The sequence below is a fragment of the Geothrix alkalitolerans genome (genome assembly GCF_022808885.1).
GTDB lineage: Bacteria > Acidobacteriota > Holophagae > Holophagales > Holophagaceae > Geothrix > Geothrix alkalitolerans.
The window spans coordinates 178,760-199,709 of sequence record NZ_JAKZLE010000007.1 but is presented as its reverse complement, the minus strand read 5'-3'; the positions used below and the strand labels follow the sequence as shown (position 1 = coordinate 199,709).

Sequence of the window (20,950 nt, the reverse complement as noted above, 5' to 3'; positions counted from 1 at the left end):
GGGGGTTTTGCCAGGCGCTCTAACCCAGGGCCAGCATCCGCTCCAGGGGCTTCAGGGCCTTCAGGCGGGTGGCCTCGTCCAGGCGGATCTCGGGCTGGAGGTCCCGCAGGCAGAGGTAGAGCTTCTCCAGGCTGTTGAGCTTCATGTAGGGGCAGAGGCTGCAGTTGCAGCCGCTGTCAGCCGGGGCAGGGATCAGGTCGGCGTCGGGTCGCCGTTGGCGCATCTGGTGGAGGATGCCGGCCTCGGTGGCCACGATGAAGGCCTTGGCGCTGTCCTTGGCCACATAGTTCAGCAGGGCGGCCGTGGAGCCCACGAAGTCCGCCAGCTGGCTCACGGTGGCGTCGCACTCGGGGTGGGCGATGAGCTTGGCTTCGGGATGCTGGGCCTTGAGGGCCGCCACCCGCTTGGCCGTGAACTGCTCGTGCACGATGCAGAACCCGGGGAACAGCACCATGTCCCGGCCCGTCTGCTGCATCACCCACTTGCCCAGGTGGCGGTCCGGGGCGAAGACGATCTTGCGGTCCTTCGGCAGGCTCTCCACCACCCGGACGGCGTTGCTGCTGGTGCAGATGACGGTGCTGAGCGCCTTCACGCCGGCAGAGCAGTTGATGTAGCTCACCACGTCGTGGTCGGGGTACTGCTTCAGCCACTCGGCGAAGTGGTCCGCGGGGCAGCGGTCCGCCAGGCTGCAGCCGGCGTCCATGTCGGGGATCACGACCGTTTTGCCGGGGTTGAGGATCTTGGCGGTCTCGGCCATGAAGTGGACGCCGCAGAAGGCGATGACGTCGGCATCGGCCTTGGCGGCCTGCTGGCTGAGCTGGAGGCTGTCGCCCACGAAGTCGGCCAGGTCCTGGATTTCGGGCTCCTGGTAGTAGTGGGCCAGGAGGACCGCCCGCCGCTCGGCCTTCAGCCGCCGGATCTCGGCGGGCAGGTCGAGGCCCGCGGGGATGCTTTCGAGGTCGGGGACGTAGGGGGCGGTCAGGTCCATGGCTCCATTTTAGGGTCTGTTTTCAAAGTGGGGTGTGGCCGCGCAAGGGGCGCGCCCAAGCGAGACGAGGAAAGCGACGAAGGCGATCACGGCACTATCGGTGAGGAGCTTGACGCAGTATCGCGCTGGGCGCCCCCCTTGCCCTCCGGGACGGTGGCCAGCCACGCCCCTGGCTGCGTTGCCGGCCTCGAACGATGTCCCGCATCGCCCTTCGGCCGCCGCCTTGCCATGAGCGCGGCTGGCCGCCGTCGCGGCTCGCATCCATTTTGAAAACAGACCCTAGGCCTTCTCAAGGAACCGGCGGATCCGCTGTCCGGGACCCGGGTCGTCGAAGACGGCGGCGAAGGCCGCCCGCTCCCAGGCCAGGGCGGCGGGGCGGGGGGTCCCTTCCTGCCGCCTCTGGAGATCCCCCAGGAGAAAAAGAGCCCGTTCGCAGGCGGGAAAATCTGTCGCCACAAGGGGGATTCCGCTACCCTGGGGATGGATCGCAGGATCCAGGTGGACATGGGAATCCGATGGCTGCCCCCGAGGGGCGGACGTCGGTCCTTTTGTATTTACAGTCATCTTTCACCACCGTCCAAAGGGGGGACACATGGCCAAGGCGCCGGCGCCAGACACTTCCAGCATCTCACGGCTGGACCAGACCAAGATCAGCCAGTACTTCGGCTGCAACACCTTCAGCGAGCGGACCATGCGCGACCGTCTGCAGAAGGATGTCTACAAGGCCTACCGCCAGGCGCTGAAGCGCGGTGAGGCCCTGTCGCCCGAGGTGGCCAAGAGCGTGGCCCAGGCCATGAAGGACTGGGCGCTGGAGCAGGGCTGCACCCACTTCACCCACTGGTTCCTGCCCATGACTGGCGCCACCGCCGAGAAGCACGACGCCTTCATCTCCTGGGACGAGCCGGGCCAGGTCATCGAGCGATTCAGCGGCAGCCAGCTCATCCAGGGCGAGCCCGACGCCAGCTCCTTCCCCTCGGGCGGCCTGCGCGCCACCTTCGAGGCCCGCGGCTACACCGCCTGGGATCCGGCCAGCCCCGCCTTCCTCATCGAAGGTCCCATCGGCAAGACCCTCTGCATTCCCACGGCCTTCGTGGGGTACCACGGCGAGGCCCTGGACCACAAGGTGCCCCTGCTGCGCTCCATGGAGGTGGTGTCCAAGCGCGCCATCGAGGGCCTGGCCCACTTCGGCGTGGCCGCCGACGCGGTGGTGGCCCAGTGCGGCCCCGAGCAGGAGTACTTCGCCGTGGACCTGGAGCTGGCCCAGCAGCGGCCGGACCTCATGTTCGCCAACCGCACCCTCCAGGGCGCCAAGCCCCCCAAGGGCCAGGAGCTGGAGGACCACTACTTCGGCAGCATCAAGGAGCGGGTCCTCGGCTTCATGCAGGAGGTCGAGCTGGAGTGCTTCAAGCTCGGCATTCCCGCCAAGACCCGGCACAACGAGGTGGCCCCCAACCAGTTCGAGATCGCGCCCATCTACGAGGCCGCCAACATCGCCAGCGACCACAACCAGCTGCTCATGGAGATCCTGAAGTCCGTGGGCGAGCGCCACGGCCTGGCGGTCCTGCTCCATGAGAAGCCCTTCGCCGGCGTCAACGGCAGCGGCAAGCACGTGAACTGGAGCCTGGCCACGGACGAGGGCCAGAACCTGCTGGAGCCCGGCCAGACCCCCGAGGAGAACCTGCAGTTCCTCTATTTCCTCAGCGCCACCCTGAAGGCCATCCACACCCACGGTGGCCTGCTCCGCGCCGCCATCGCCAGCGCCGGCAACGACCACCGCCTGGGTGCCAACGAAGCGCCGCCCGCCATCATGTCCGTGTTCCTCGGCGCCCAGCTGAGCCACATCCTTGACGCCATCGAGAAGGGCGCCGCCGCCGACGCCTCCTCCCAGCGCATCCTGGATCTCGGCATCGGCAACCTGCCCCGCATCGAGAAGGACGCCACGGACCGCAACCGCACCAGCCCCTTCGCCTTCACGGGCAACAAGTTCGAGTTCCGCGCCGTGGGCTCCAGCCAGCCCATCGCCCTGCCGCTGACGGTGATCAACGCCGCGGTGGCCGAGGCGCTGGAAGGGCTGAACGCCAAGCTGGAGGCGGAGATCAAGGCCGGCAAGGAGCACCGCGCTGCCGTCCTGTCCGTGGTGCGCGAAGCCATCATCGAGACCAAGTCCATCCGCTTCGAAGGCAACGGCTACTCCGACGAATGGAAGGCGGAGGCCGAGCGCCGGGGCCTTCCCCACGCGAAGGACACGGTGGCGGCCCTGCATATCTGGGAGAACCCCGCGGCCAAGTCCGTGTTCTCCAAGCCGGGCATCCTGTCCGAAGGTGAGCTGGAGTCCCGCATCCACATTCGCCACGAGCAGTACCAGAAGGCCATCGCCATCGAAACGCAGGTGCTGCGGGAGATGGCGGAGACCCAGATCCTGCCTTCCATCACGGCGGACCTGGGAGCCCGGGCCAAGAGCCTCGGCCGGCTGGCTGCCGCGGGCATCGCAGTGCCCGACACGCTGAAGGCCTCGCTGCAGGCCCAGGCCACCCTCGCGGGCGAGGCCCAGTCGCGCCTTTCCGCCATGAAGGCCGCCCTGGCCGAGGCGGACGCCATCGAGGACCTGCACGCAAGGACCGAGGCCTTCGGGCAGAAGGTGAACGAGGCCAAGCACGCGCTGAGGGAGGTGCTCGACCTCCTGGAAGAGGCCTGCGACGCCGACCTCTGGCCCCTGCCCAAGTACTGGCAGCTGCTGTCGCCCCTGCTCTAGCTTTTTCCAGTCCTCACGAAAACGGGCCGCGATCGCGGCCCGTTTTCGTAGGTGGGAGGTGCCTATCGGCCGAAGCGGAACACCGCGCTGACCTGAACCCAGGTGGCAGTGTCGAAGCCGAAGCCATCGTTGCCGTTCTTGTCCACGAAGACCTGGTTCAGGCTGCCTTCGAGGGAGAACATCTTGTTGAAGGTGTAGCCGCCGCCGCCGCGGATGCCGAGCTTGCCGCTCTGGCTGGCGCTGCCGCTGAAGCCGTTTCCGCTGTAATCGTCCTTGACGCTGTTGAGGGAGGCGCCGGCGATGGTGTACCAGCCCTGGTTCGGGCTCTGGAAGCTGTAGACCCAGTCGGCACCAATCTGCAGGATCTTGAAGTCGTTGTTGACATCATCCGGACCGCCCCAGCCGGAGCCGGGAAGGCTGTGGTAGGTCAGCTGGGCGCGGACCTGGTGGTGGGAGGTGATGTTGAAGTCCAGGTGACCGCCGATGTGGGCGCCGAAGAACTGGTTGGTGCCGAAATCGGTCTTGTCCTTCAGGTCCCCGACCGGCAGGGAGAGCCCCGTCTGCAGTCCGCCAGTGATGTCCTGGGCGGCGAGGGGCAGGCCCAGAAGGGCGAGGGCAAGGGCAACGCGGTGACGCATGAGACCTCCGACAATGACGGGCCCCGGTGTGAGGCCAGTCCCAGCCTAGCGAGGTACTGTCACAATTGGATCATCCGAAGGATCTATGCGCGGGGCTCGAGCGTGACGCCGCGCCCGCTGAGGATCCGCTGCTCGATGCGCGAGGTGCTGTGGCCGGGGAGGAAGGGCAGGAGGACGAGCCTGCCGCCGCGGGCCTGCACGATCTCGCGGCCCACCACGTTGTCCGGCGTGTAGTCCCCGCCCTTCACCAGCACGTCTGGCTGGAGGGCGCGGATGAGCTCCAGCGGCGTGTCCTCCCTGAAGAGCACGACCGCATCCACGCTGCGCAGGGCCAGGAGGATGGCCGCCCGGGCGGCCTCGTCCTGCAGCGGCCGGCCCGGCCCCTTCAGGCGCGCCACGGAGGCGTCGCTGTTGAGGCCCACCACGAGGAAGTCGCCCAGGGCGCGGGCCTCGGCCAGGTACTGCACGTGGCCGGGGTGGATCAGGTCGAAGCAGCCGTTGGTGAAACACAGCCTTCCCGGACGGGGGACAGCCTGGAGAAAGGCTTCAGGGCTCTGGAAGAAACGGGTCGGTGACGGCATCTGAAGACCGGGATAAAATGAAAGGTTCAGGGAGAAGTCCCAGGAGAAGTCTGCCATGCCGCTCTATGAATACCGTTGTGAAGCTTGTGGCCAGCCTGAGGAGAAGCTGGAGAGCATGTCCGCCCCCGACACGCATGCGTGCCCGGCCTGCGGCGAGCCCGGCGGCATGAGGCGGCAGGTGTCCGTGTCGGCCTTCGCCCTGACCGGCGGGGGGTGGTACAAGGGCGCCGCCTCCGCCCCCGCCACATCTTCCGCTTCGGCCCCGGAGGCCCCCAAGGGCGGCCATGGCTGCGCCACTGGCGGCTGCGGGTGCCCCCTGGCCGGGTGAGGCCCCTCTCCAGGTTTACGCCTGGTGCGTTGACTTCCCTGGCCATTCCGATAACCTAGATGGTTCCGGCCCCGTGGGCCGGCGCAGGATTTCATCCGTCCGACGTTCTCCGGAGCCTCCATCGCGGCGAACCTCTCGGGCCCAGGCCCGGATCCACCGGTGCCTTCCTTGGAGGATGGTGTGCCTACCATCAATCAGCTGATCCGCCTCGGGCGGAAGACGTTCCAGAACAAGACGAAGAGCCCCGCGCTCGACGCCTGCCCGCAGAAGCGTGGCGTGTGCACCCGCGTGTTCACCACCACCCCCAAGAAGCCGAACTCCGCGCTTCGCAAGGTGGCCCGTGTGCGCCTCACCAACGGCATCGAGTGCACGACCTACATCCCGGGCGTGGGCCACAACCTGCAGGAGCACAGCATCGTGCTCATCCGCGGCGGCCGCGTGAAGGATCTGCCGGGCGTGCGCTACCACGTCGTCCGCGGCACCCTGGACGCCACCGGCGTCGCGGGCCGCAACCAGTCCCGTTCCAAGTACGGCGCCAAGCGCCCCAAGGCTGGCGCCGCGCCGGCCAAGAAGAAGTAGGGGAGGTGAAACATGGCCCGTCGCAACGCACCCGCCAAGCGTGAGATCCTCCCGGATCCCGTCTACAACAGCCTCGTCGTCTCCAAGTTCGTGAACATCCTCATGGAGCGCGGCAAGAAGGCCACCGCCGAGCGCATCCTCTACGGGGCGCTGGAGATCGTCGCCAAGAAGTCCGGCGAGGAGGCCCTGGAGGCCTTCCAGAAGGCCCTCAACAACATCAAGCCCTCGGTGGAAGTGAAGTCCCGCCGCGTGGGCGGCGCCACCTACCAGGTGCCCGTGGAGGTTCCCCAGAACCGCCGCCAGTCCCTGGCCATGCGCTGGCTGAAGATCTACTCCTCCTCCCGCGGCGAGCGCACCATGCGCGACAAGCTGGCCGGCGAGATCCTCGACGCCATGAACTTCCGCGGCGCCGCCATCAAGAAGAAGGACGACGTCCACAAGATGGCCGAGGCCAACAAGGCCTTCGCGCACTTCCGCTGGTAGCAGCCCATCCGACCGGAAGGAGCCGCCAACCCGGCGGCTCCTTCCGCGAAGGTCTTTGAAGCACGTCCCGACTCCGTTTCTGCATTGATCCTTTCAGGAGGCCGCTGTGGCCCGCCAGACCCCCCTCGAGCGCTACCGGAACATCGGCATCATGGCGCACATCGATGCCGGCAAGACCACCACGACGGAGCGCATCCTCTACTACACCGGCAAGATCCACAAGATCGGCGAGGTGCATGAGGGTGCCGCGACCACCGACTGGATGGTGCAGGAGCAGGAGCGGGGCATCACCATCACCTCCGCCGCCATCACGGCCGCCTGGACGCCTCAGACCGGCCAGCTGAAGGGCGTGGAGCACCGCATCAACATCATCGACACCCCGGGCCACGTGGACTTCACGGCCGAGGTGGAGCGCAGCCTCCGCGTGCTCGACGGCGCCGTGGCCGTGTTCTGTGCCGTGGGCGGCGTGCAGCCCCAGTCCGAGACCGTGTGGCGCCAGGCCGACAAGTACGGCGTGCCCCGCCTGGCCTTCGTGAACAAGATGGACCGCACCGGCGCGGACTTCTTCCGCGTCGTCAAGATGATGCAGGACCGCCTGAAGGCGCGCCCCTGCCCCATCCAGATCCCCATCGGCGCCGAGGAGAACTTCAAGGGCGTGGTGGACCTGATCCTCATGAAGGCCGTCACCTTCGACGATGCCGACAAGGGCTTCAAGACCCTCTACGGCGAGATTCCCGCTGACCTGGTGGAAACCGCCAAGGAGTGGCGCGAGAAGATGGTCGAGATGGTCGCCGAGACCGACGAGCACCTCATGGAGAAGTACCTGGGCGGCGAGGAGCTGACCGAGGCCGAGCTGCGCGAGGGTATCCGGAAGGGCTGCGTGTCGCTGGCCTTCACGCCCATGACCTGCGGCTCCGCCTTCAAGAACAAGGGCGTCCAGCCCATGCTCGACGCCGTGGTGAGCTACATGCCCTCGCCCCTGGACATTCCCGCCATCAAGGGCATGGACAGCGACGGCAACGAGGTGGAGCGCAAGGCCGACGACAACGAGCCCTTCAGCGCCCTCATCTTCAAGATCATGGCCGATCCCTTCGTGGGCTCCCTGGCGTTCCTGCGCGTCTACTCCGGCATCCTTCCGGCGGGCTCCGGCGTCTACAACGCCAACAAGGGCCGCCGCGAGCGCATCGGCCGCCTCCTCCAGATGCACGCCAACAAGCGCGAGGACATCGAGGAGGTCCGCACGGGCGACATCGGCGCCGCCGTGGGCCTGAAGGACGTGCTCACGGGCCAGACCATCTGCGACGAGAACAACCCGGTGGTGCTCGAGTCCATGGACTTCCCGGATCCCGTGATCCAGGTCGCCATCGAGCCCAAGACCAAGGCCGACCAGGAGAAGATGGGTATCGCCCTGGCCCGCCTGGCCCAGGAGGATCCCACCTTCAAGGTGAAGACCGATCCCGAGACCAACCAGACGATCATCGCCGGCATGGGCGAGCTGCACCTCGAGATCATCGTCGACCGCATGATGCGCGAGTTCAAGGTCGAGGCCAACGTGGGCAAGCCCCAGGTGGCCTACCGCGAAACCATCCGCAAGCGGGTGGAGTCCGAGGGCAAGTTCGTGCGCCAGTCGGGCGGCCGCGGCCAGTACGGCCACGTCAAGCTCATCGTCGAGCCCAACGAGGTCGGCAAGGGCTACGAGTTCATCAACGAGATCAAGGGCGGCGTGGTTCCCAAGGAATACATCAAGCCCACCGACGAAGGCATCCAGGAGGCCATGCACTCCGGCGTCCTCGCGGGCTACCCCGTGGTGGACATCAAGGTGACCATCTACGACGGCAGCTTCCACGAAGTGGACTCCAACGAAATGGCGTTCAAGATTGCCGGATCCATGGGCTTCAAGGCGGGCTGCGAGAAGGCCAGCCCCGTGATCCTCGAGCCCATCATGGCGGTCGAAGTCGAGACCCCCGAGGACTACATGGGCGACGTCATCGGCAACCTGAACAGCCGCCGTGGCCGCATCGAGAACATGGAGGAGCGCTCCGGCTCCAAGGTCATCACCTCCAAGGTGCCCCTGGCCGAGATGTTCGCCTACTCCACGACCCTGCGCTCCATGACCCAGGGCCGCGGGACCTACACCATGCAGTTCTCGCACTACGAAGAGGCTCCCCGCAACGTGGCGGAAGAAATCATCGCCAAGGTCAAGGGCGCCAAGTAGCGTAGCGGGGGTTCCGCGCTCCGCTACGCTGCGCGCACACCCCCGCAACTCGATCCGGTAAAACCGGCTCTCGTTGCCTTCAGTTTTAGTCATTTCTTGCTTTACCTGAAGTCTTAGCCCCCTCCGGGGGTGAGGCCGTCCATCGAACCTTCGGGTTGCCGGGCCTCCTGATCCACCCGCTTCCTCCTCCGGGAGGTCGTGCGTTCTCTCAAAAAGCCGTTGAATTTGCAGCGGCTTTTGTTATGCTGATCAGCCCTGTCCCTGTCGTTGGGACGGATTTACATGGGCGGTCAGCGCCCCACGTCTATGGACGGTCCCCGTCCCAATGGAGTGAGCATGAAAGACAACATCCGCATCCGTTTGCGTGCCTTCGACCACCGTCTGCTCGATCAGAGCACCCGCGAGATCGTGGACACCGCCAAGCGCACGGGCGCCCAGGTGGCCGGGCCCATCCCCCTGCCGACCCGGACGAACAAGTACACCGTGAACCGTTCCCCCCACGTGGACAAGAAGAGCCGGGACCAGTTCGAGATCCGCACGCACAAGCGGCTGCTCGACATCCTGAACCCGACCCAGAACACCGTGGACACTCTCATGCGCCTGGACCTGCCCGCTGGCGTCGACGTGGAGATCAAGGTCTTCAGCCGTCAGGGCAACCGGTAGAGGGGGGGAGAATACATGTCCAAAGGAATCATCGGCAAGAAGCTGGGGATGACCCAGATCTTCAATGAGCAGGGCCAGATCGTCCCCGTGACCGTCATCCAGGCCGGCCCCTGCGTGGTCGTGATGCGCAAGACCTCCGCCAAGGATGGCTACGAGGCCGTGCAGATCGGCTACGTGGACCCCAATGGCGGCAAGCGCGCCTCCAAGGCCGAGAAGGGCCACTGCGAGAAGCAGGGCGTCGCTCCGGTCCGCGTGCTGCGCGAGATCAAGGTGGACGCGGCTGACACGTCCAAGCCCGGCGACAGCGTCCTGGCCAGCGCCTTCGAGGCGAAGACCAAGGTGAACGTCACCGGCATCAGCAAGGGCAAGGGCTTCGCCGGCGTCATCAAGCGGCACCACTTCGCCGGCGGCCGCGCGACCCACGGCTCCATGTTCCACCGCGCTCCCGGCTCCATCGGCCAGTCGAGCTACCCCAGCCGCGTCTTCCCCGGCATGCGCATGGCCGGCCACATGGGCGACGCCCAGGTGACCGTGCGCAACCTGGAGATCGCCAAGGTGGACGCCGAGAACAACCTGCTGCTCATCAAGGGCGCCGTCCCCGGCCCCAAGGGTGGGTACATCGTCATCAAGCAGGAGGCCTAGGATGGCAGCGTTCCAGCACCCCGTCGTCAACCTCGACAACAAGCAGGTCGGCACCGTCGACCTCCTGCCCGAGGTGTTCAAGCTCGAGGACCTGAACGAGCACCTGATCTGGGAAGCGGTGCGCCACTTCCTGGCCAAGCGCCGCTCCGGCACCGCCAAGACCAAGGACAAGTGGGAGGTCAGCGGCTCCGGCAAGAAGCTCTGGAAGCAGAAGGGCACCGGCCGCGCCCGCGTGGGCTCCATCCGCAGCCCGCTGTGGAAGGGTGGCGCCACGGTTCATGGCCCCCACCCCCGCTCCTATGATTACGCCTTCCCCAAGAAGGCCCGGCGCGCCGCTCTGCGAAACGCCCTGTCCGCCAAGCTTGCGAGCGGCCAGATGCTGGTGGTCGAGAGCTGGGAGGTCGAGTCCCACAAGACCAAGGCCCTGATCCAGACTCTGGGCAAGCTCGGCGTCACCGGCTCCGCCCTTCTGGTGGGCACCGAGGCCAGCGAGAAGCTCTCCCGCGCCGCCGGCAACAACCCGAAGCTGCAGACCGTCGAGAGCCTGGGCGTGAACGTCTATGAGCTCCTCAAGTACGACCAGGTGATCTTCTCCAAGGAAGCCGTCCTGGCCCTCCAGGAGGTGGTGAAGCCATGACCAAGATCTTCGACGTGATCCGCAAGCCCCTCCTCACGGAGAAGGGCCAGATCCTGCGGGAGAAGAACATCCAGGTGTTCGAGGTGGCCACCTGGGCCACCAAGCACCAGATCCAAGAGGCCGTGGAGCTCCTGCTCCAGTCCAAGGTGAAGAGCGTCCGCACTGTGCGGATCCCCAGCCGGACCAAGCGCCTCGGCCGTTTCGTGGGGACCTCCAGCCCCCGCAAGAAGGCATATGTCGAACTCGCCGAGGGCGCTCCCGCGTCCGAGTAGGCGATCCATGGCGGACGGACAAGCTTTGCCCACTATCGCCCGCCCCTTTCAACCCTGAGGCAAGAGGACACCCATGAGCATCAAGCAGCTCAAGCCCACGACCCCCGGTCAGCGCGGCATGTCCAAGTTCGGCTTCGAGGAAATCACGACGGATACGCCTGAGCGTTCCCTGATTGCCAAGAAGAACCGCACTGGCGGCCGCTCCAACACCGGCCGGATCACCACCCGCCACATCGGCGGCGGCCACAAGCGCCAGTACCGCATCATCGACTTCAAGCGCAACAAGCTCGAAGTGCCGGCCAAGGTCGCCACCATCGAATACGATCCCAACCGCACCGCCCGCATTGCCCTGCTGGTCTACGCGGACGGCGAGAAGCGCTACATCCTGGCCCCCGATGGCCTGGAAGTGGGCCGCACCGTGGTGGCCGGCAAGAACGCCGACATCCTGGTGGGCAACGCGCTGCCCCTGCGGAACATCCCCGTGGGCAACACGGTGCACAACATCGAGATGAAGCCCGGCAAGGGCGGCCAGATCGCCCGCGCCGCCGGCACCTTCGCCCAGCTCGTGGCGAAGGAGGACGACTACGCCCAGCTCCGCATGCCCTCTGGCGAGATCCGCAAGATCCACCTGGACTGCTACGCGACCATCGGCACCGTCGGCAACCTGCAGCACGAGAACATCCAGATCGGCAAGGCCGGTCGCACCCGCTGGAAGGGCATCCGCCCGACCGTCCGCGGCGTGGTCATGAACCCCGTCGACCACCCCCACGGTGGCGGCGAGGGTCGCACCTCCGGCGGCCGTCACCCTGTGACGCCCTGGGGCCAGCCGACCCGTGGCTACAAGACCCGCGGCAACCGTCGCACGGACAAGTTCATCGTCAAGCGGATCAACTAGGAGGCCCGACAATGGCACGTTCCCTGAAAAAAGGCCCGTTCATTGACGCCCACCTCCAGAAGAAGGTGGAAGTCGCCCAGGCGGCCAACGACAAGCGCGTGATCAAGACCTGGTCCCGCCGCTCCACCGTGGTCCCGCAGATGATCGGACTGACCCTCGCCGTGCACAACGGCAACAAGTTCATTCCTGTCTATGTCACCGAGAACATGATCGGCCACAAGCTGGGCGAGTTCGCCCTGACCCGCACCTTCAAGGGTCACGCTGGCAAGGCCGACACCAAGGCGAAGGGGAAGTAGCGATGGCTGAGATCGTTTCCAGCGCCACCGTTCGCCACCTGCGCGGTTCGGCCCAGAAGGCCCGCCTCGTGGTGGACATGATCCGCGGCAAGCACGTCGGCGAGGCCCAGTGGGTGCTCGCGCAGGCCAAGAAGTACGCCGCCGCCCCCATCCGCAAGCTCCTGGATTCCGCCGTGGCCAATGCCATCGACAAGAACCCGTCCGTCAACCCGGACGAGCTGATGGTCAAGACCGCCTTCGTGGACGAGGGCTTCCGCATGAAGCGGGTCCGCCCTGCGCCCATGGGCCGCGCCTACCGGGTCCAGAAGCGCACCTGCCACATCACCATCCAGCTTTCTGCGGCCGGGGAGGAGTAGTCATGGGTCAGAAGGTCCACCCCTACGGGTTCCGCCTCGTCCACCAGAAGAACTGGCACAGCAAGTGGTTCTCCAAGCGCGAGTACTCGACGCTGCTGCATGAGGACATCAAGCTGCGCCGCGAGCTCAAGAAGCAGCTGCACAGCCTGAACGCGATGATCTCGAAGATCGACATCGAGCGCGCCGCGGACAAGGTCACCGTGCGCATCTTCACCGCCCGACCCGGCATCGTCATCGGCCGCAAGGGCGCCGAGATCGACAAGCTGCGCGAGGATCTCCAGAAGCGCCTGAACCGTCCCGTGTCCGTCGACATCCAGGAGATCAAGAAGCCTGAGGTCGATGCCCAGCTCGTGGCCGAGGGCGTGGCCCAGCAGCTCGAGCGCCGCATCGCCTTCCGCCGCGCCATGCGCAAGGCGGAGGAGGCCGCGATCCGCTTCGGCGCCAAGGGTTTCAAGATCAAGGTCTCCGGCCGCCTGAACGGCGCCGAGATCGCCCGGACCGAGGACTACCTCTCCGGTCAGATGCCCCTGCAGACCATTCGCGCGGGCGTGGATTACGGTTTCGCCGAGGCCCGCACGACCTACGGGATCATCGGCATCAAGGTTTGGGTGAACCTGGGCGACCAGGTTGCCGAGACCGTGAAGCGCTGAGGTGACCCCATGCTGATGCCCAAGAAGGTCAAGAACCGCAAAACCCAGAAAGGCCGCACCCGCGGCGTCGCCACCCGCGGCAACGATCTCGCCTTCGGCGACTACGGCCTCAAGGCGACGGAGCACTGCTGGCTGACCAACCGCCAGATCGAGGCCGCCCGTATCGCCATGACCCGCCACATCAAGCGCGGCGGCAAGATCTGGATCCGCATCTTCCCGGACCGTCCCACCACCTCGAAGCCCGCGGAGACCCGCATGGGCTCCGGCAAGGGGGCTCCGGACGGTTGGGTGGCGGTGATCCGCCCCGGCCGCATCCTCTTCGAGATGGAGGGGGTGACCGACGAGGTGGCGCGCGAGGCCCTGCGTTTGGCCCAGATGAAGTTGTCCGTGGCGTCTGAAATCGTCACCCGCACGCCGCCGGAGGAGTGATCGCCATGACCAAGAAGAATCCCTTTTCCGATTTGACCGGCAAGAGCGTCGAGGAACTGGCGCAGCTGGAGGCCGAGCTGGCCGCCAAGCGGTTCACCCTCCGCTTCCAGCACGCCGTGGGCCAGGTCGAGAACACCGCTGAGATCCGCAAGACTCGCCGTGAGCTCGCCCGCGTCAAAACCGCCCTGGCGACCAAGCTGGCCTAGGAGATCCCATGAGCCTCGAAAACAAGATGATTCGCAACGGCGTCGTGGTCTCCAACAAGGCCGACAAGACCGTGGTGGTGAAGGTGGAGCGCAAGTTCCAGCACCCCCTCTACCACCGCACGGTCAAGCAGACCGCCAAGTTCATGGCCCACGACGAGACCAACGCCTGCGGCATCGGCGACGTGGTCAAGATCGTGGAGACCCGCCCCCTTTCCAAGCGCAAGCGCTGGACGGTCCTCGAGATCGTCCAGAAGGCCGGCGAGTAAGGAGCTCACATGATCCAGATGGGAACCATGCTCACCGTCGCCGACAACTCCGGCGCCAAGAAGATCTGCTGCATCCTGCCCCTGGGCGGCGGTGTGGGCAAGATCGCCCAGCTCGGCGACGTGATCACCGCCTCCGTCAAGGAAGCGATCCCGGGCGGAACGGTCAAGAAGAAGGCCGTCGTCCAGGCCGTGATCGTCCGCCAGCGCAAGGCCTACCGCCGCAAGGACGGCTCCTACATCCGCTTCGACGAGAACGCCGCCGTCATCATCAAGAAGGATGGCGAGCCCGTCGGCACCCGCGTGTTCGGCCCCGTGGCCCGCGAGCTCCGCGAGCGGAAGTACATGAAGATCGTCTCCCTCGCCCCTGAGGTGCTGTAATGGAAGCCACCACCACCAAGATGAAGCTCAAGAAGGGCGATCAGGTCGTCATCATCGCCGGCAAGGAGAAGGGCAAGACCGGGACCGTCTCCAAGGTCAGCCCCGCCACCAACCGGGTGGTCGTCGCCGGCGTCAACATGATCAAGAAGGCCACCAAGCCCAATCCCCAGACCGGCGAGGGCGGCGGCATCGTCGAGAAGGAGGCGTCCATCCACGCTTCCAACGTCATGCTCCTCGACGCCAAGACTGGCAAGGGCACGCGCAAGCGGGCCTAACGTTCTCCGGGGGTCCCGCGCTCCGCTTCGCTGCGCGCACACCCCCGGGCCCCCACGCCCTCGGAGGCAAAGCCTCCTCGGGCTTTCCCGAATCGGTCGAACTGGCACTGCCAATCGTTGGAATCGGGCTTGAAATCCAAGACTTTCCCTTCCCAGGGGCCCTTCGTTCATGGGAAGATCTTCGTTCTGTCCCGTGCGCGGGGCGGGAATCCACGGCGCATCCCGCGCCATGACAACTGAGGTTGGGGGGAAACGGGCCGGACCGCCGTCCCAAGCCCCCCCGCCCTCCCGAACCCCTGGGGCGTAGCCGCCCCACGGAAATGGAGGCATCCATGACTGCCAAGCAGGACCACGCGGAGCCCCGCGTCAAGGCTCGCTACCACCAGGAGGTGGTGTCGAAGCTCAAGGAGGAGTTCGCCTTCTCCTCCGCCATGCAGGTGCCCCGCCTGCAGAAGATCGTCATCAACATGGGCGTCGGCGACGCCATCCAGAACATCAAGGTCCTGGACGTGGCTGTTGACGAGCTGACCGCCATCGCCGGCCAGAAGGCCGTCGTGCGCAAGGCCAAGAAGAGCGTCGCCCAGTTCAAGCTGCGCGCCGGCATGCCCATCGCCTGCATGGTGACCCTGCGCGGTCCCCGCATGTGGGAGTTCTTCGACCGCCTGGTGACCCTGTCCCTTCCCCGCGTCCGCGATTTCCGCGGCGTGCCCACCAAGTCCTTCGACGGCCGCGGCAACTACACGCTGGGCCTCAAGGACCAGTTGATCTTCCAGGAGATCGACTACTCCAAGGTGGACAAGATGAAGGGCATGAACATCACCTTCGTGACCACCGCCAAGAACGACGCCGAAGCGCGGGCCCTGCTGGCCCACCTCGGTATGCCCTTCCGCAAATAGGCTAAGGAGATCATACCGATGGCCAAGATTTCCAAAATCGTCAAGGATTCGCGCAAGCCGAAGTTCTCGACCCAGCACCGCAACCGCTGCAAGTGCTGCGGCCGGCCCCGGGGCTTCATGCGCAAGTTTGAACTCTGCCGTCTGTGCTTCCGCAAGTTCGCCCTCAACGGCGAGCTGCCGGGCGTCCAGAAGTCCAGCTGGTAAGGAGAGGGGACCATGCATACCGATCCCATCGCTGACTACCTCACCCGCATCCGCAACGGCATCATGGCCGGTCACGATGCCGTGGTGGTGCCCGCCTCGAAGATCAAGGCCGGCCTCTGCGGCATCCTGAAGCAGGAGGGCTACATCCATTCCTTCAAGCAGGTGGAGCATGAGGGCCGCGCGTACCTCATCCTCAACCTCAAGTACGTGAAGGACAAGGAGAACGTGATCCACGGCCTGCGCCGCGTGTCCCGTCCGGGCCTGCGCATCTACTCCGGCGCCCAGGAGATCCCCGACGTCCATGGCGGCCTCGGCATCGCGATCCTGTCCACCCCGAAGGGTCTCCTGACGGGCAAGGACGCCAAGAAGCAGAACGTCGGCGGCGAAGTCCTCGCCCACGTCTGGTAACCCATCCTGAAATGGGCGGCATCCCCGCCCTCATCTAAGGAATCAACCATGTCTCGAATCGGAAAGAAGCCCGTGACGCTGCCCAAGGGCGTGAAGGTCACAGTCACCGGGTCCGAGGCCGTCGTCGAGGGCGCCAAGGGCAAGCTCACCTGCCCGATCCCCGCCGGGATCACCCTCGAAGTCCAGGCCGACTCCGTGAACCTCACCCGCGTCAACGATGAGCCCCAGACCCGTGCCTACCACGGCCTGACCCGCGCCCTGCTCGGCAACGCCGTCACTGGCGTGACCGAGGGCTGGAAGAAGGAGCTGGACATCGTCGGCGTCGGCTACAAGGCCGCCATGGACGGCGCCAAGCTCAACCTCGAGCTCGGCTACAGCCATCCCATCAAGTACGAGGCTCCCGCGGGCATCCAGATGGCCGTCGAGAAGGCCACCCACATCGTCGTGACCGGCATCGACCGGCAGCTGGTGGGCCAGGTCGCCGCCGACATCCGGAAGTTCCGCAAGCCCGAGCCCTACAAGGGCAAGGGCGTCATGTACACCGGCGAAGTCATCCGCCGCAAGGCCGGCAAGACCGGGAAGTAAGGGGAACCCATGGCGAACGATATCAACATTCGGCGTGACAAGACCAAGGCCCGCATCCGCGGCCGCGTGAGCGGCACGCCTGAGCGGCCCCGCCTCACCATCTACAAGAGCCTGAAGCGCATCTACGTGCAGGCGGTGGACGACAGCAAGGGCATCACCCTGGCCTCCGCCAGCAGCCTCGAGAAGGACCTGCGCGAGAAGCTCAAGAACGGCGCCAACATCGAGGCCGCCAAGGCCGTCGGCGCCAGCATCGCCGCCCGGCTGAAGGAGAAGGGCATCACCGCAGTGGTGTTCGACCGGAACGGTTACGTCTATCACGGCCGCGTCAAGGCGCTGGCTGACAGCGCCCGCGAAGCCGGGCTCCAGTTCTAGGGGATCACCATGGCGACTGCAGAGCTCAAGGACAACAAGGAAACCCGCAACAACCCCGAAGCCGGGGAATTCAAGGACCAGGTCATCTACGTGGGCCGCGTCACCAAGGTGGTGAAGGGGGGCAAGAACTTCTCCTTCTCCGCGCTGGTGGTCGTGGGCGACGGCAACGGCAAGGTCGGCTTCGGTCTCGGCAAGGCCCTGGAAGTGCCCTCCGCCATCAAGAAGGGCATCGAGAGCGCCAAGCGCAACATGATCAAGGTTCCCCTCACCTCGAACGGCAGCCTGCCGCACCCGGTGACCGGGATCTTCGGCTCCGGCAGCGTGCTGCTGAAGCCGGCCCCCGAGGGCACCGGCATCATCGCCGGCGCCGCGGTGCGCGCCATCATGGAGGCCGCCGGCGTCCACAACGTGCTGACGAAGAGCCTGGGTTCCTCCAACCCCCACAACGTGGTGCGTGCCACGTTCGAAGGGCTGAAGGACCTCATGGATCCCTACACGGTCCTGACCAACCGGGGCCTGGACCAGGCGGAGGTTTAACATGTCGCAGTTCATCGGCAAGCAGGTGGTGCTGACCCTCAAGCGCTCCATCATCTGCACCACTCCCAAGCACCGGGCCTTCATGCAGACCCTCGGTCTGAAGCGCCCCGGCGATACCCGCGAATGCGAATACACCCCCAACGTCCACGGGATGGTCAAGCTCGTCCCGCATCTCATCGACGTTCAGGTGAAGGGGTAGGTCATGAAGCTCAACGAACTCAAGCCCGCTGAGGGCGCCACCAAGACCCGCAAGCGCCTGGGCCGCGGCAAGGGCTCCGGCCTCGGCAAGACCTCCGGCCGCGGCGAGAAGGGCCAGAAGTCCCGGTCCGGCTACCGCAGCAAGCGCGGTTTCGAGGGCGGCCAGATGCCCCTCGTCCGCCGTCTGCCCAAGCGCGGATTCACCAACATCTTCGCTCCCGAGACCAAGGAGATCACTCTCAGCCTCATCTCCATCCACTTCAAGGATGGCGAGACGGTCTGCCTGGATGCCCTCCGGGACAAGAAGCTCGTCAACTCCCGCGTCGAGAAGATCGTGGTGCTGGCCAGCGGCGAGCTCACCGCCAAGGTGAACGTCGTCGCCGACCGCATCACCAAGGGCGCCCGTGAAGCCATCCTGGCCAAGGGTGGCACGATCCAGGAGCCCTGCGCGAAGTCTGCCGAGTAACGGCCGATGAACCGCCTCAAGAACCTCTTCGCAATCCCGGAGCTGCGCAAGCGGCTCCTCTTCACCCTCATCCTCCTGGCCATCTACCGCCTGGGGGTGCACGTCAGCGTGCCGGGGGTGAACGCCGAGAACCTGGCTGCCGCGCTCAAGCGCGGCGGCGGCGGGCTCTTCGACGTGGTCGACCTGTTCTCCGGTGGTGCGTTCAAGAAGTTCTCGGTCTTCGCCCTCGGCATCGCCCCCTACATCACGGCCAGCATCGTGCTGCAGCTGATGGGGGCCGTGGTGCCCTACCTGGAGAACCTCCAGAAGAAGGAAGGCGAGGCCGGCCGGCAGAAGATCACCCAGTGGACCCGCTACCTCACCGTGGCCCTGGCCTTCATCCAGGGCATGGGCATCGCCTCCCTGGCCCAGAGCCAGAACGCACCCGGCCTCGAGGTGGTGACCAACGCCATCTCGCCGACGGCCTTCCGGTTCCTGGCGGCCTTCACGCTGTCCGTGGGCACGATCTTCGTCATGTGGATCGGCGAGCAGATCACCGAGCGCGGCATCGGCAACGGCATCAGCCTGCTGATCTTCGCCGGCATCGTGGCGGGCCTGCCCCAGGCCCTCACCACCCTGTCGGTGATGATCACCCAGTCCCTGAAGAACGCGCCGAACGTCCCGCCCCCGGGCATCTTCATCCTGCTCATCGGCGCCATGACCGTGGTGCTGCTGGCCGTGGTGCTGGTGGAGAACGCCTACCGGCGCATCCCCATCCACTACGCCCGCCGGGCCGACTCGGCCGGCATGTCCAGCCAGCGCAGCAGCTACATGCCCCTGAAGGTGAACACCGCCGGCGTGATGCCCGTCATCTTCGCCAGCTCCGTCATCTTCTTCCCCGCCACCATCGCCCAGTTCACCCGCTGGGAGTGGCTGGCCAAGGCGGCCGCCTACCTCAGCCCCCAGACCCACTTCTGGATCTACACGCCGGTCTTCGTGGGGGTGACGGTCTTCTTCTCCTTCTTCTACACCAGCATCGTCTTCAATCCCGATGAGACCGCCGAGAACATGAAGCGGTCCGGGGGCTACATCCCCGGCATCCGCCCCGGCAAGGAGACCAGTGTCTTCATGGACAGCATCCTGTCCAAGCTGACCTTCGTGGGCGCCATCTACCTGGCCCTGGTCTCCATCGTGCCCCTGCTCATCACCAACAACATCCAGGGCCTCAACTTCTACTTCGGCGGCACCAGCCTGCTGATCGTGGTGGGCGTGGCCATGGACAGCGCGGCCCAGCTGGAAAGCCTGCTGGTCATGCGCCGCTACGACGGATTCCTGGAGAAGGGCCGCATCCGCGGCCGTTCCACCCGCAGGGGTGAGGCATGAGTCTGACCGCGAACATCCTCCTCGGGGCCCCGGGCTCCGGGAAGGGCACCCAGGCCAAGCGCCTGGTGGAAACATTCTCTTTGACTCACCTCTCAACCGGTGACATTCTGAGAGATGCCGTCTCGAAAGGGACGGAGATCGGCCTGAGGGCGAAAGCCATCATGGCCGAGGGAAAACTGGTGGACGACGACACCGTCAATGGCCTTGTCTTCGCGCGGCTGCTGGACGAGACCTCCGACGTGCTGTTCGACGGCTACCCACGCACCCTTCAGCAAGCTCAAGCCCTGGAAGACTTCCTCTCCTCCAAGGGCATGAAGACGGGTCACGTGGTGCTGGTCGATGTCCCCCAGGATGTGCTGGAGGCCCGCGTGGTGGGCCGGCGCGTCTGCAGCAACAACGCCTGCGGCGCCATCTACCATCTGGAATCCAAGCCCCCCAAGCAGGCCGGTGTCTGCGATGTGTGCGGAAGTCCCCTGAAGCACCGTTCTGACGACACCGCAGAAGCCTTCCGGAGCCGGATGGGCGAGTTCCACTCGACCTTCCAGCCGCTCCTGGGCTTCTACAAGCATCGGCCGACCTTCCAGAGCGTGGATGGCAATCGCGCCCCGGAGCTGGTGTTTGAATCGCTGCGTCACGTCTTCGGAGAACGCGCTTGAGCAAAGAAGAAGCCATTGAGCTCGAAGCCACAGTGGTCGAGGCCTTGCCCAACGCGGTATTCCGGGTCGAACTGGAAAACAAGCACCAGGTGCTGGCGCACATCAGCGGGAAGATGCGCAAGAACTTCATCCGCATCCTTCCCGGCGACAGGGTCCTCGTCGAGGTCACCCCTTACGACCTGACCCGCGGCCGCATCATCTACCGATTCAAGTAACCGAAACGAGAGGAAACCATGAAAGTCCGGCCCTCCATCAAGAAGCTCTGCGAGCACTGCAAAGTGGTGCGCCGCGAAGGCATCAACCGGGTCATCTGCAAGAAGAACCCGAAGCACAAGCAGCGTCAGGGTTAAGGAGACACGATGGCACGCATCGCTGGCATTGATCTGCCCATCGGAAAGCGCATCGAGATTGCGCTCACCTACATTTACGGCATCGGCCGGGCCAAGGCTCACAGCATCCTGACCCGCGCGAAGGTCGACTTCGGCACCAAGGTGCGCGACCTGACCGAGGACGAGGTCGGCCGCATCCGCCGCGTCATCACCGCCGAGGAGACTGTGGAGGGCGACCTCCGCAAGAACATCGCCCTCGACATCAAGCGGCTCATGGACATCGGCTGCTACCGCGGCCTGCGCCACCGGAAGGGTCTACCCGTCCGTGGTCAGCGCACGCACACCAACGCCCGCACCCGCAAGGGCAAGCGGCGCACCGTGGCCGGCAAGAAGAAGTAAGGCGAGGAG

Annotated in this window: 33 protein-coding genes and 1 pseudogene; 31 read left to right on the top strand and 3 right to left on the bottom strand. The window is 65.8% G+C overall.

Annotated elements, in window-relative coordinates; all coding sequences use genetic code 11:
- Positions 1–19: 19 nt before the first annotated feature.
- On the bottom strand, positions 20–988 hold the full coding sequence (nadA, locus tag MLJ35_RS14185; RefSeq protein ID WP_243384866.1) for a quinolinate synthase NadA: 969 nt from the start codon (positions 986–988) through the stop codon (positions 20–22).
- Between the two features lie 592 nt (positions 989–1,580).
- Here nadA and MLJ35_RS14180 point away from each other — a divergent pair.
- On the top strand, positions 1,581–3,740 hold the full coding sequence (locus tag MLJ35_RS14180) for a glutamine synthetase III family protein (protein WP_243384865.1): 2,160 nt from the start codon (positions 1,581–1,583) through the stop codon (positions 3,738–3,740).
- A 62-nt stretch (positions 3,741–3,802) separates the two neighbouring features.
- Here the strand turns inward: MLJ35_RS14180 and MLJ35_RS14175 are convergent, their stop codons facing one another.
- Both MLJ35_RS14175 and rfaE2 read right to left on the bottom strand, forming a co-directional pair.
- Positions 3,803–4,378 (bottom strand): outer membrane beta-barrel protein, encoded by a 576-nt coding sequence (locus MLJ35_RS14175; RefSeq protein WP_243384864.1) that lies wholly within the window; start codon positions 4,376–4,378, stop codon positions 3,803–3,805.
- A gap of 83 nt (positions 4,379–4,461) precedes the next feature.
- Positions 4,462–4,887: pseudogene (gene rfaE2, locus MLJ35_RS14170) on the bottom strand (D-glycero-beta-D-manno-heptose 1-phosphate adenylyltransferase); the annotation flags it as partial.
- Positions 4,888–5,014: 127 nt separating this feature from the next.
- On the opposite strand from rfaE2, the gene MLJ35_RS14165 reads away from it, so the two are divergent.
- From MLJ35_RS14165 to rpsM, 30 genes are all read left to right on the top strand, one after another.
- On the top strand, positions 5,015–5,287 hold the full coding sequence (locus MLJ35_RS14165; RefSeq protein WP_243384862.1) for an FmdB family zinc ribbon protein: 273 nt from the start codon (positions 5,015–5,017) through the stop codon (positions 5,285–5,287).
- 180 nt (positions 5,288–5,467) lie between these two features.
- Positions 5,468–5,866: a 30S ribosomal protein S12 gene (gene rpsL, locus MLJ35_RS14160; RefSeq protein WP_026852760.1), complete on the top strand. Its 399-nt coding sequence runs from the start codon at positions 5,468–5,470 to the stop codon at positions 5,864–5,866.
- 12 nt (positions 5,867–5,878) lie between these two features.
- Positions 5,879–6,349: a 30S ribosomal protein S7 gene (gene rpsG, locus MLJ35_RS14155; protein ID WP_243323809.1), complete on the top strand. Its 471-nt coding sequence runs from the start codon at positions 5,879–5,881 to the stop codon at positions 6,347–6,349.
- A gap of 106 nt (positions 6,350–6,455) precedes the next feature.
- Complete coding sequence (fusA, locus tag MLJ35_RS14150; RefSeq protein WP_243295499.1) at positions 6,456–8,564, top strand: elongation factor G; 2,109 nt, start codon at positions 6,456–6,458, stop codon at positions 8,562–8,564.
- Positions 8,565–8,900: 336 nt separating this feature from the next.
- Positions 8,901–9,227, top strand: coding sequence for a 30S ribosomal protein S10 (gene rpsJ, locus MLJ35_RS14145; RefSeq protein ID WP_043483643.1), 327 nt, complete (start codon positions 8,901–8,903; stop codon positions 9,225–9,227).
- Positions 9,228–9,242: 15 nt separating this feature from the next.
- The gene (gene rplC, locus MLJ35_RS14140; RefSeq protein WP_243317342.1) at positions 9,243–9,869 is read left to right on the top strand and encodes a 50S ribosomal protein L3; all 627 of its coding nucleotides are present in this window, start codon (positions 9,243–9,245) and stop codon (positions 9,867–9,869) included.
- Position 9,870: 1 nt separating this feature from the next.
- Complete coding sequence (gene rplD / locus MLJ35_RS14135) at positions 9,871–10,506, top strand: 50S ribosomal protein L4 (protein WP_243288438.1); 636 nt, start codon at positions 9,871–9,873, stop codon at positions 10,504–10,506.
- On the top strand, positions 10,503–10,778 hold the full coding sequence (locus MLJ35_RS14130) for a 50S ribosomal protein L23 (protein WP_026852754.1): 276 nt from the start codon (positions 10,503–10,505) through the stop codon (positions 10,776–10,778). The genes rplD and MLJ35_RS14130 overlap by 4 nt, the downstream gene beginning before the upstream one ends.
- Before the next feature lie 73 nt (positions 10,779–10,851).
- Positions 10,852–11,673 carry a 50S ribosomal protein L2 gene (gene rplB, locus MLJ35_RS14125; RefSeq protein ID WP_243384861.1) on the top strand — a complete coding sequence of 274 codons (822 nt, stop codon included), beginning with the start codon at positions 10,852–10,854 and terminating at the stop codon, positions 11,671–11,673.
- Between the two features lie 11 nt (positions 11,674–11,684).
- Positions 11,685–11,969, top strand: coding sequence for a 30S ribosomal protein S19 (gene rpsS / locus MLJ35_RS14120; protein WP_026852752.1), 285 nt, complete (start codon positions 11,685–11,687; stop codon positions 11,967–11,969).
- Positions 11,970–11,971: 2 nt separating this feature from the next.
- On the top strand, positions 11,972–12,325 hold the full coding sequence (gene rplV / locus MLJ35_RS14115; RefSeq protein WP_043483641.1) for a 50S ribosomal protein L22: 354 nt from the start codon (positions 11,972–11,974) through the stop codon (positions 12,323–12,325).
- Between the two features lie 2 nt (positions 12,326–12,327).
- The gene (rpsC, locus tag MLJ35_RS14110; protein WP_243288436.1) at positions 12,328–12,975 is read left to right on the top strand and encodes a 30S ribosomal protein S3; all 648 of its coding nucleotides are present in this window, start codon (positions 12,328–12,330) and stop codon (positions 12,973–12,975) included.
- A gap of 9 nt (positions 12,976–12,984) precedes the next feature.
- A complete protein-coding gene (gene rplP, locus MLJ35_RS14105) occupies positions 12,985–13,404 on the top strand; it encodes a 50S ribosomal protein L16 (RefSeq protein ID WP_243317344.1) in 420 nt (139 codons plus the stop codon).
- Between the two features lie 5 nt (positions 13,405–13,409).
- Complete coding sequence (rpmC, locus tag MLJ35_RS14100; protein WP_026852748.1) at positions 13,410–13,610, top strand: 50S ribosomal protein L29; 201 nt, start codon at positions 13,410–13,412, stop codon at positions 13,608–13,610.
- 8 nt (positions 13,611–13,618) lie between these two features.
- On the top strand, positions 13,619–13,876 hold the full coding sequence (gene rpsQ, locus MLJ35_RS14095) for a 30S ribosomal protein S17 (RefSeq protein WP_026852747.1): 258 nt from the start codon (positions 13,619–13,621) through the stop codon (positions 13,874–13,876).
- Between the two features lie 9 nt (positions 13,877–13,885).
- The gene (gene rplN / locus MLJ35_RS14090) at positions 13,886–14,254 is read left to right on the top strand and encodes a 50S ribosomal protein L14 (RefSeq protein ID WP_026852746.1); all 369 of its coding nucleotides are present in this window, start codon (positions 13,886–13,888) and stop codon (positions 14,252–14,254) included.
- Positions 14,254–14,529: a 50S ribosomal protein L24 gene (gene rplX, locus MLJ35_RS14085; protein ID WP_243384860.1), complete on the top strand. Its 276-nt coding sequence runs from the start codon at positions 14,254–14,256 to the stop codon at positions 14,527–14,529. Before rplN ends, rplX begins: the two co-directional genes overlap by 1 nt.
- Before the next feature lie 332 nt (positions 14,530–14,861).
- A complete protein-coding gene (gene rplE, locus MLJ35_RS14080) occupies positions 14,862–15,425 on the top strand; it encodes a 50S ribosomal protein L5 (protein ID WP_243323813.1) in 564 nt (187 codons plus the stop codon).
- Positions 15,426–15,443: 18 nt separating this feature from the next.
- On the top strand, positions 15,444–15,629 hold the full coding sequence (locus MLJ35_RS14075; protein ID WP_026852743.1) for a type Z 30S ribosomal protein S14: 186 nt from the start codon (positions 15,444–15,446) through the stop codon (positions 15,627–15,629).
- A 12-nt stretch (positions 15,630–15,641) separates the two neighbouring features.
- On the top strand, positions 15,642–16,037 hold the full coding sequence (gene rpsH / locus MLJ35_RS14070; RefSeq protein ID WP_243384859.1) for a 30S ribosomal protein S8: 396 nt from the start codon (positions 15,642–15,644) through the stop codon (positions 16,035–16,037).
- 48 nt (positions 16,038–16,085) lie between these two features.
- A complete protein-coding gene (rplF, locus tag MLJ35_RS14065; RefSeq protein WP_243288431.1) occupies positions 16,086–16,622 on the top strand; it encodes a 50S ribosomal protein L6 in 537 nt (178 codons plus the stop codon).
- A gap of 9 nt (positions 16,623–16,631) precedes the next feature.
- Entirely contained in the window at positions 16,632–16,994 is a 363-nt protein-coding gene (gene rplR / locus MLJ35_RS14060) for a 50S ribosomal protein L18 (protein WP_243288430.1), read from the top strand.
- Positions 16,995–17,003: 9 nt separating this feature from the next.
- Positions 17,004–17,531, top strand: coding sequence for a 30S ribosomal protein S5 (gene rpsE, locus MLJ35_RS14055; protein WP_243288429.1), 528 nt, complete (start codon positions 17,004–17,006; stop codon positions 17,529–17,531).
- Position 17,532: 1 nt separating this feature from the next.
- Positions 17,533–17,730: a 50S ribosomal protein L30 gene (rpmD, locus tag MLJ35_RS14050; RefSeq protein WP_043483639.1), complete on the top strand. Its 198-nt coding sequence runs from the start codon at positions 17,533–17,535 to the stop codon at positions 17,728–17,730.
- Between the two features lie 3 nt (positions 17,731–17,733).
- Positions 17,734–18,195 (top strand): 50S ribosomal protein L15, encoded by a 462-nt coding sequence (rplO, locus tag MLJ35_RS14045; RefSeq protein WP_243295504.1) that lies wholly within the window; start codon positions 17,734–17,736, stop codon positions 18,193–18,195.
- Positions 18,196–18,201: 6 nt separating this feature from the next.
- On the top strand, positions 18,202–19,557 hold the full coding sequence (gene secY, locus MLJ35_RS14040; protein WP_243323815.1) for a preprotein translocase subunit SecY: 1,356 nt from the start codon (positions 18,202–18,204) through the stop codon (positions 19,555–19,557).
- Positions 19,554–20,213: an adenylate kinase gene (locus tag MLJ35_RS14035; RefSeq protein ID WP_243384858.1), complete on the top strand. Its 660-nt coding sequence runs from the start codon at positions 19,554–19,556 to the stop codon at positions 20,211–20,213. Before secY ends, MLJ35_RS14035 begins: the two co-directional genes overlap by 4 nt.
- A complete protein-coding gene (gene infA / locus MLJ35_RS14030) occupies positions 20,210–20,428 on the top strand; it encodes a translation initiation factor IF-1 (RefSeq protein WP_026852734.1) in 219 nt (72 codons plus the stop codon). Before MLJ35_RS14035 ends, infA begins: the two co-directional genes overlap by 4 nt.
- Positions 20,429–20,446: 18 nt before the next feature.
- Positions 20,447–20,563 (top strand): 50S ribosomal protein L36, encoded by a 117-nt coding sequence (rpmJ, locus tag MLJ35_RS14025; RefSeq protein ID WP_026852733.1) that lies wholly within the window; start codon positions 20,447–20,449, stop codon positions 20,561–20,563.
- Between the two features lie 9 nt (positions 20,564–20,572).
- Positions 20,573–20,941: a 30S ribosomal protein S13 gene (gene rpsM, locus MLJ35_RS14020; RefSeq protein WP_026852732.1), complete on the top strand. Its 369-nt coding sequence runs from the start codon at positions 20,573–20,575 to the stop codon at positions 20,939–20,941.
- Positions 20,942–20,950 lie beyond the last annotated feature (9 nt).

Excerpts from the sequence above, each read along its gene's own strand:
- rplC (WP_243317342.1), top strand. The coding sequence starts at position 9,243 with ATGTCCAAAGGAATCATCGGCAAGAAGCTGGGGATGACCCAGATCTTC.
- MLJ35_RS14075 (WP_026852743.1), top strand. The coding sequence starts at position 15,444 with ATGGCCAAGATTTCCAAAATCGTCAAGGATTCGCGCAAGCCGAAGTTC.
- rplO (WP_243295504.1), top strand. The coding sequence starts at position 17,734 with ATGAAGCTCAACGAACTCAAGCCCGCTGAGGGCGCCACCAAGACCCGC.
- rplV (WP_043483641.1), top strand. The coding sequence starts at position 11,972 with ATGGCTGAGATCGTTTCCAGCGCCACCGTTCGCCACCTGCGCGGTTCG.
- MLJ35_RS14035 (WP_243384858.1), top strand. The coding sequence starts at position 19,554 with ATGAGTCTGACCGCGAACATCCTCCTCGGGGCCCCGGGCTCCGGGAAG.
- rpsH (WP_243384859.1), top strand. The coding sequence starts at position 15,642 with ATGCATACCGATCCCATCGCTGACTACCTCACCCGCATCCGCAACGGC.
- rplF (WP_243288431.1), top strand. The coding sequence starts at position 16,086 with ATGTCTCGAATCGGAAAGAAGCCCGTGACGCTGCCCAAGGGCGTGAAG.
- rplE (WP_243323813.1), top strand. The coding sequence starts at position 14,862 with ATGACTGCCAAGCAGGACCACGCGGAGCCCCGCGTCAAGGCTCGCTAC.
- rplX (WP_243384860.1), top strand. The coding sequence starts at position 14,254 with ATGGAAGCCACCACCACCAAGATGAAGCTCAAGAAGGGCGATCAGGTC.
- nadA (WP_243384866.1), bottom strand. The coding sequence starts at position 988 with ATGGACCTGACCGCCCCCTACGTCCCCGACCTCGAAAGCATCCCCGCG.
- rpsS (WP_026852752.1), top strand. The coding sequence starts at position 11,685 with ATGGCACGTTCCCTGAAAAAAGGCCCGTTCATTGACGCCCACCTCCAG.
- rplR (WP_243288430.1), top strand. The coding sequence starts at position 16,632 with ATGGCGAACGATATCAACATTCGGCGTGACAAGACCAAGGCCCGCATC.
- MLJ35_RS14130 (WP_026852754.1), top strand. The coding sequence starts at position 10,503 with ATGACCAAGATCTTCGACGTGATCCGCAAGCCCCTCCTCACGGAGAAG.
- secY (WP_243323815.1), top strand. The coding sequence starts at position 18,202 with ATGAACCGCCTCAAGAACCTCTTCGCAATCCCGGAGCTGCGCAAGCGG.
- rpsC (WP_243288436.1), top strand. The coding sequence starts at position 12,328 with ATGGGTCAGAAGGTCCACCCCTACGGGTTCCGCCTCGTCCACCAGAAG.
- rpsM (WP_026852732.1), top strand. The coding sequence starts at position 20,573 with ATGGCACGCATCGCTGGCATTGATCTGCCCATCGGAAAGCGCATCGAG.
- rpmJ (WP_026852733.1), top strand. The coding sequence starts at position 20,447 with ATGAAAGTCCGGCCCTCCATCAAGAAGCTCTGCGAGCACTGCAAAGTG.
- MLJ35_RS14165 (WP_243384862.1), top strand. The coding sequence starts at position 5,015 with ATGCCGCTCTATGAATACCGTTGTGAAGCTTGTGGCCAGCCTGAGGAG.
- rpsE (WP_243288429.1), top strand. The coding sequence starts at position 17,004 with ATGGCGACTGCAGAGCTCAAGGACAACAAGGAAACCCGCAACAACCCC.
- rplP (WP_243317344.1), top strand. The coding sequence starts at position 12,985 with ATGCTGATGCCCAAGAAGGTCAAGAACCGCAAAACCCAGAAAGGCCGC.
- MLJ35_RS14180 (WP_243384865.1), top strand. The coding sequence starts at position 1,581 with ATGGCCAAGGCGCCGGCGCCAGACACTTCCAGCATCTCACGGCTGGAC.
- rpsJ (WP_043483643.1), top strand. The coding sequence starts at position 8,901 with ATGAAAGACAACATCCGCATCCGTTTGCGTGCCTTCGACCACCGTCTG.
- rpsQ (WP_026852747.1), top strand. The coding sequence starts at position 13,619 with ATGAGCCTCGAAAACAAGATGATTCGCAACGGCGTCGTGGTCTCCAAC.
- rpsG (WP_243323809.1), top strand. The coding sequence starts at position 5,879 with ATGGCCCGTCGCAACGCACCCGCCAAGCGTGAGATCCTCCCGGATCCC.
- rplD (WP_243288438.1), top strand. The coding sequence starts at position 9,871 with ATGGCAGCGTTCCAGCACCCCGTCGTCAACCTCGACAACAAGCAGGTC.
- rpmD (WP_043483639.1), top strand. The coding sequence starts at position 17,533 with ATGTCGCAGTTCATCGGCAAGCAGGTGGTGCTGACCCTCAAGCGCTCC.
- rpmC (WP_026852748.1), top strand. The coding sequence starts at position 13,410 with ATGACCAAGAAGAATCCCTTTTCCGATTTGACCGGCAAGAGCGTCGAG.
- rplB (WP_243384861.1), top strand. The coding sequence starts at position 10,852 with ATGAGCATCAAGCAGCTCAAGCCCACGACCCCCGGTCAGCGCGGCATG.
- MLJ35_RS14175 (WP_243384864.1), bottom strand. The coding sequence starts at position 4,378 with ATGCGTCACCGCGTTGCCCTTGCCCTCGCCCTTCTGGGCCTGCCCCTC.
- rplN (WP_026852746.1), top strand. The coding sequence starts at position 13,886 with ATGATCCAGATGGGAACCATGCTCACCGTCGCCGACAACTCCGGCGCC.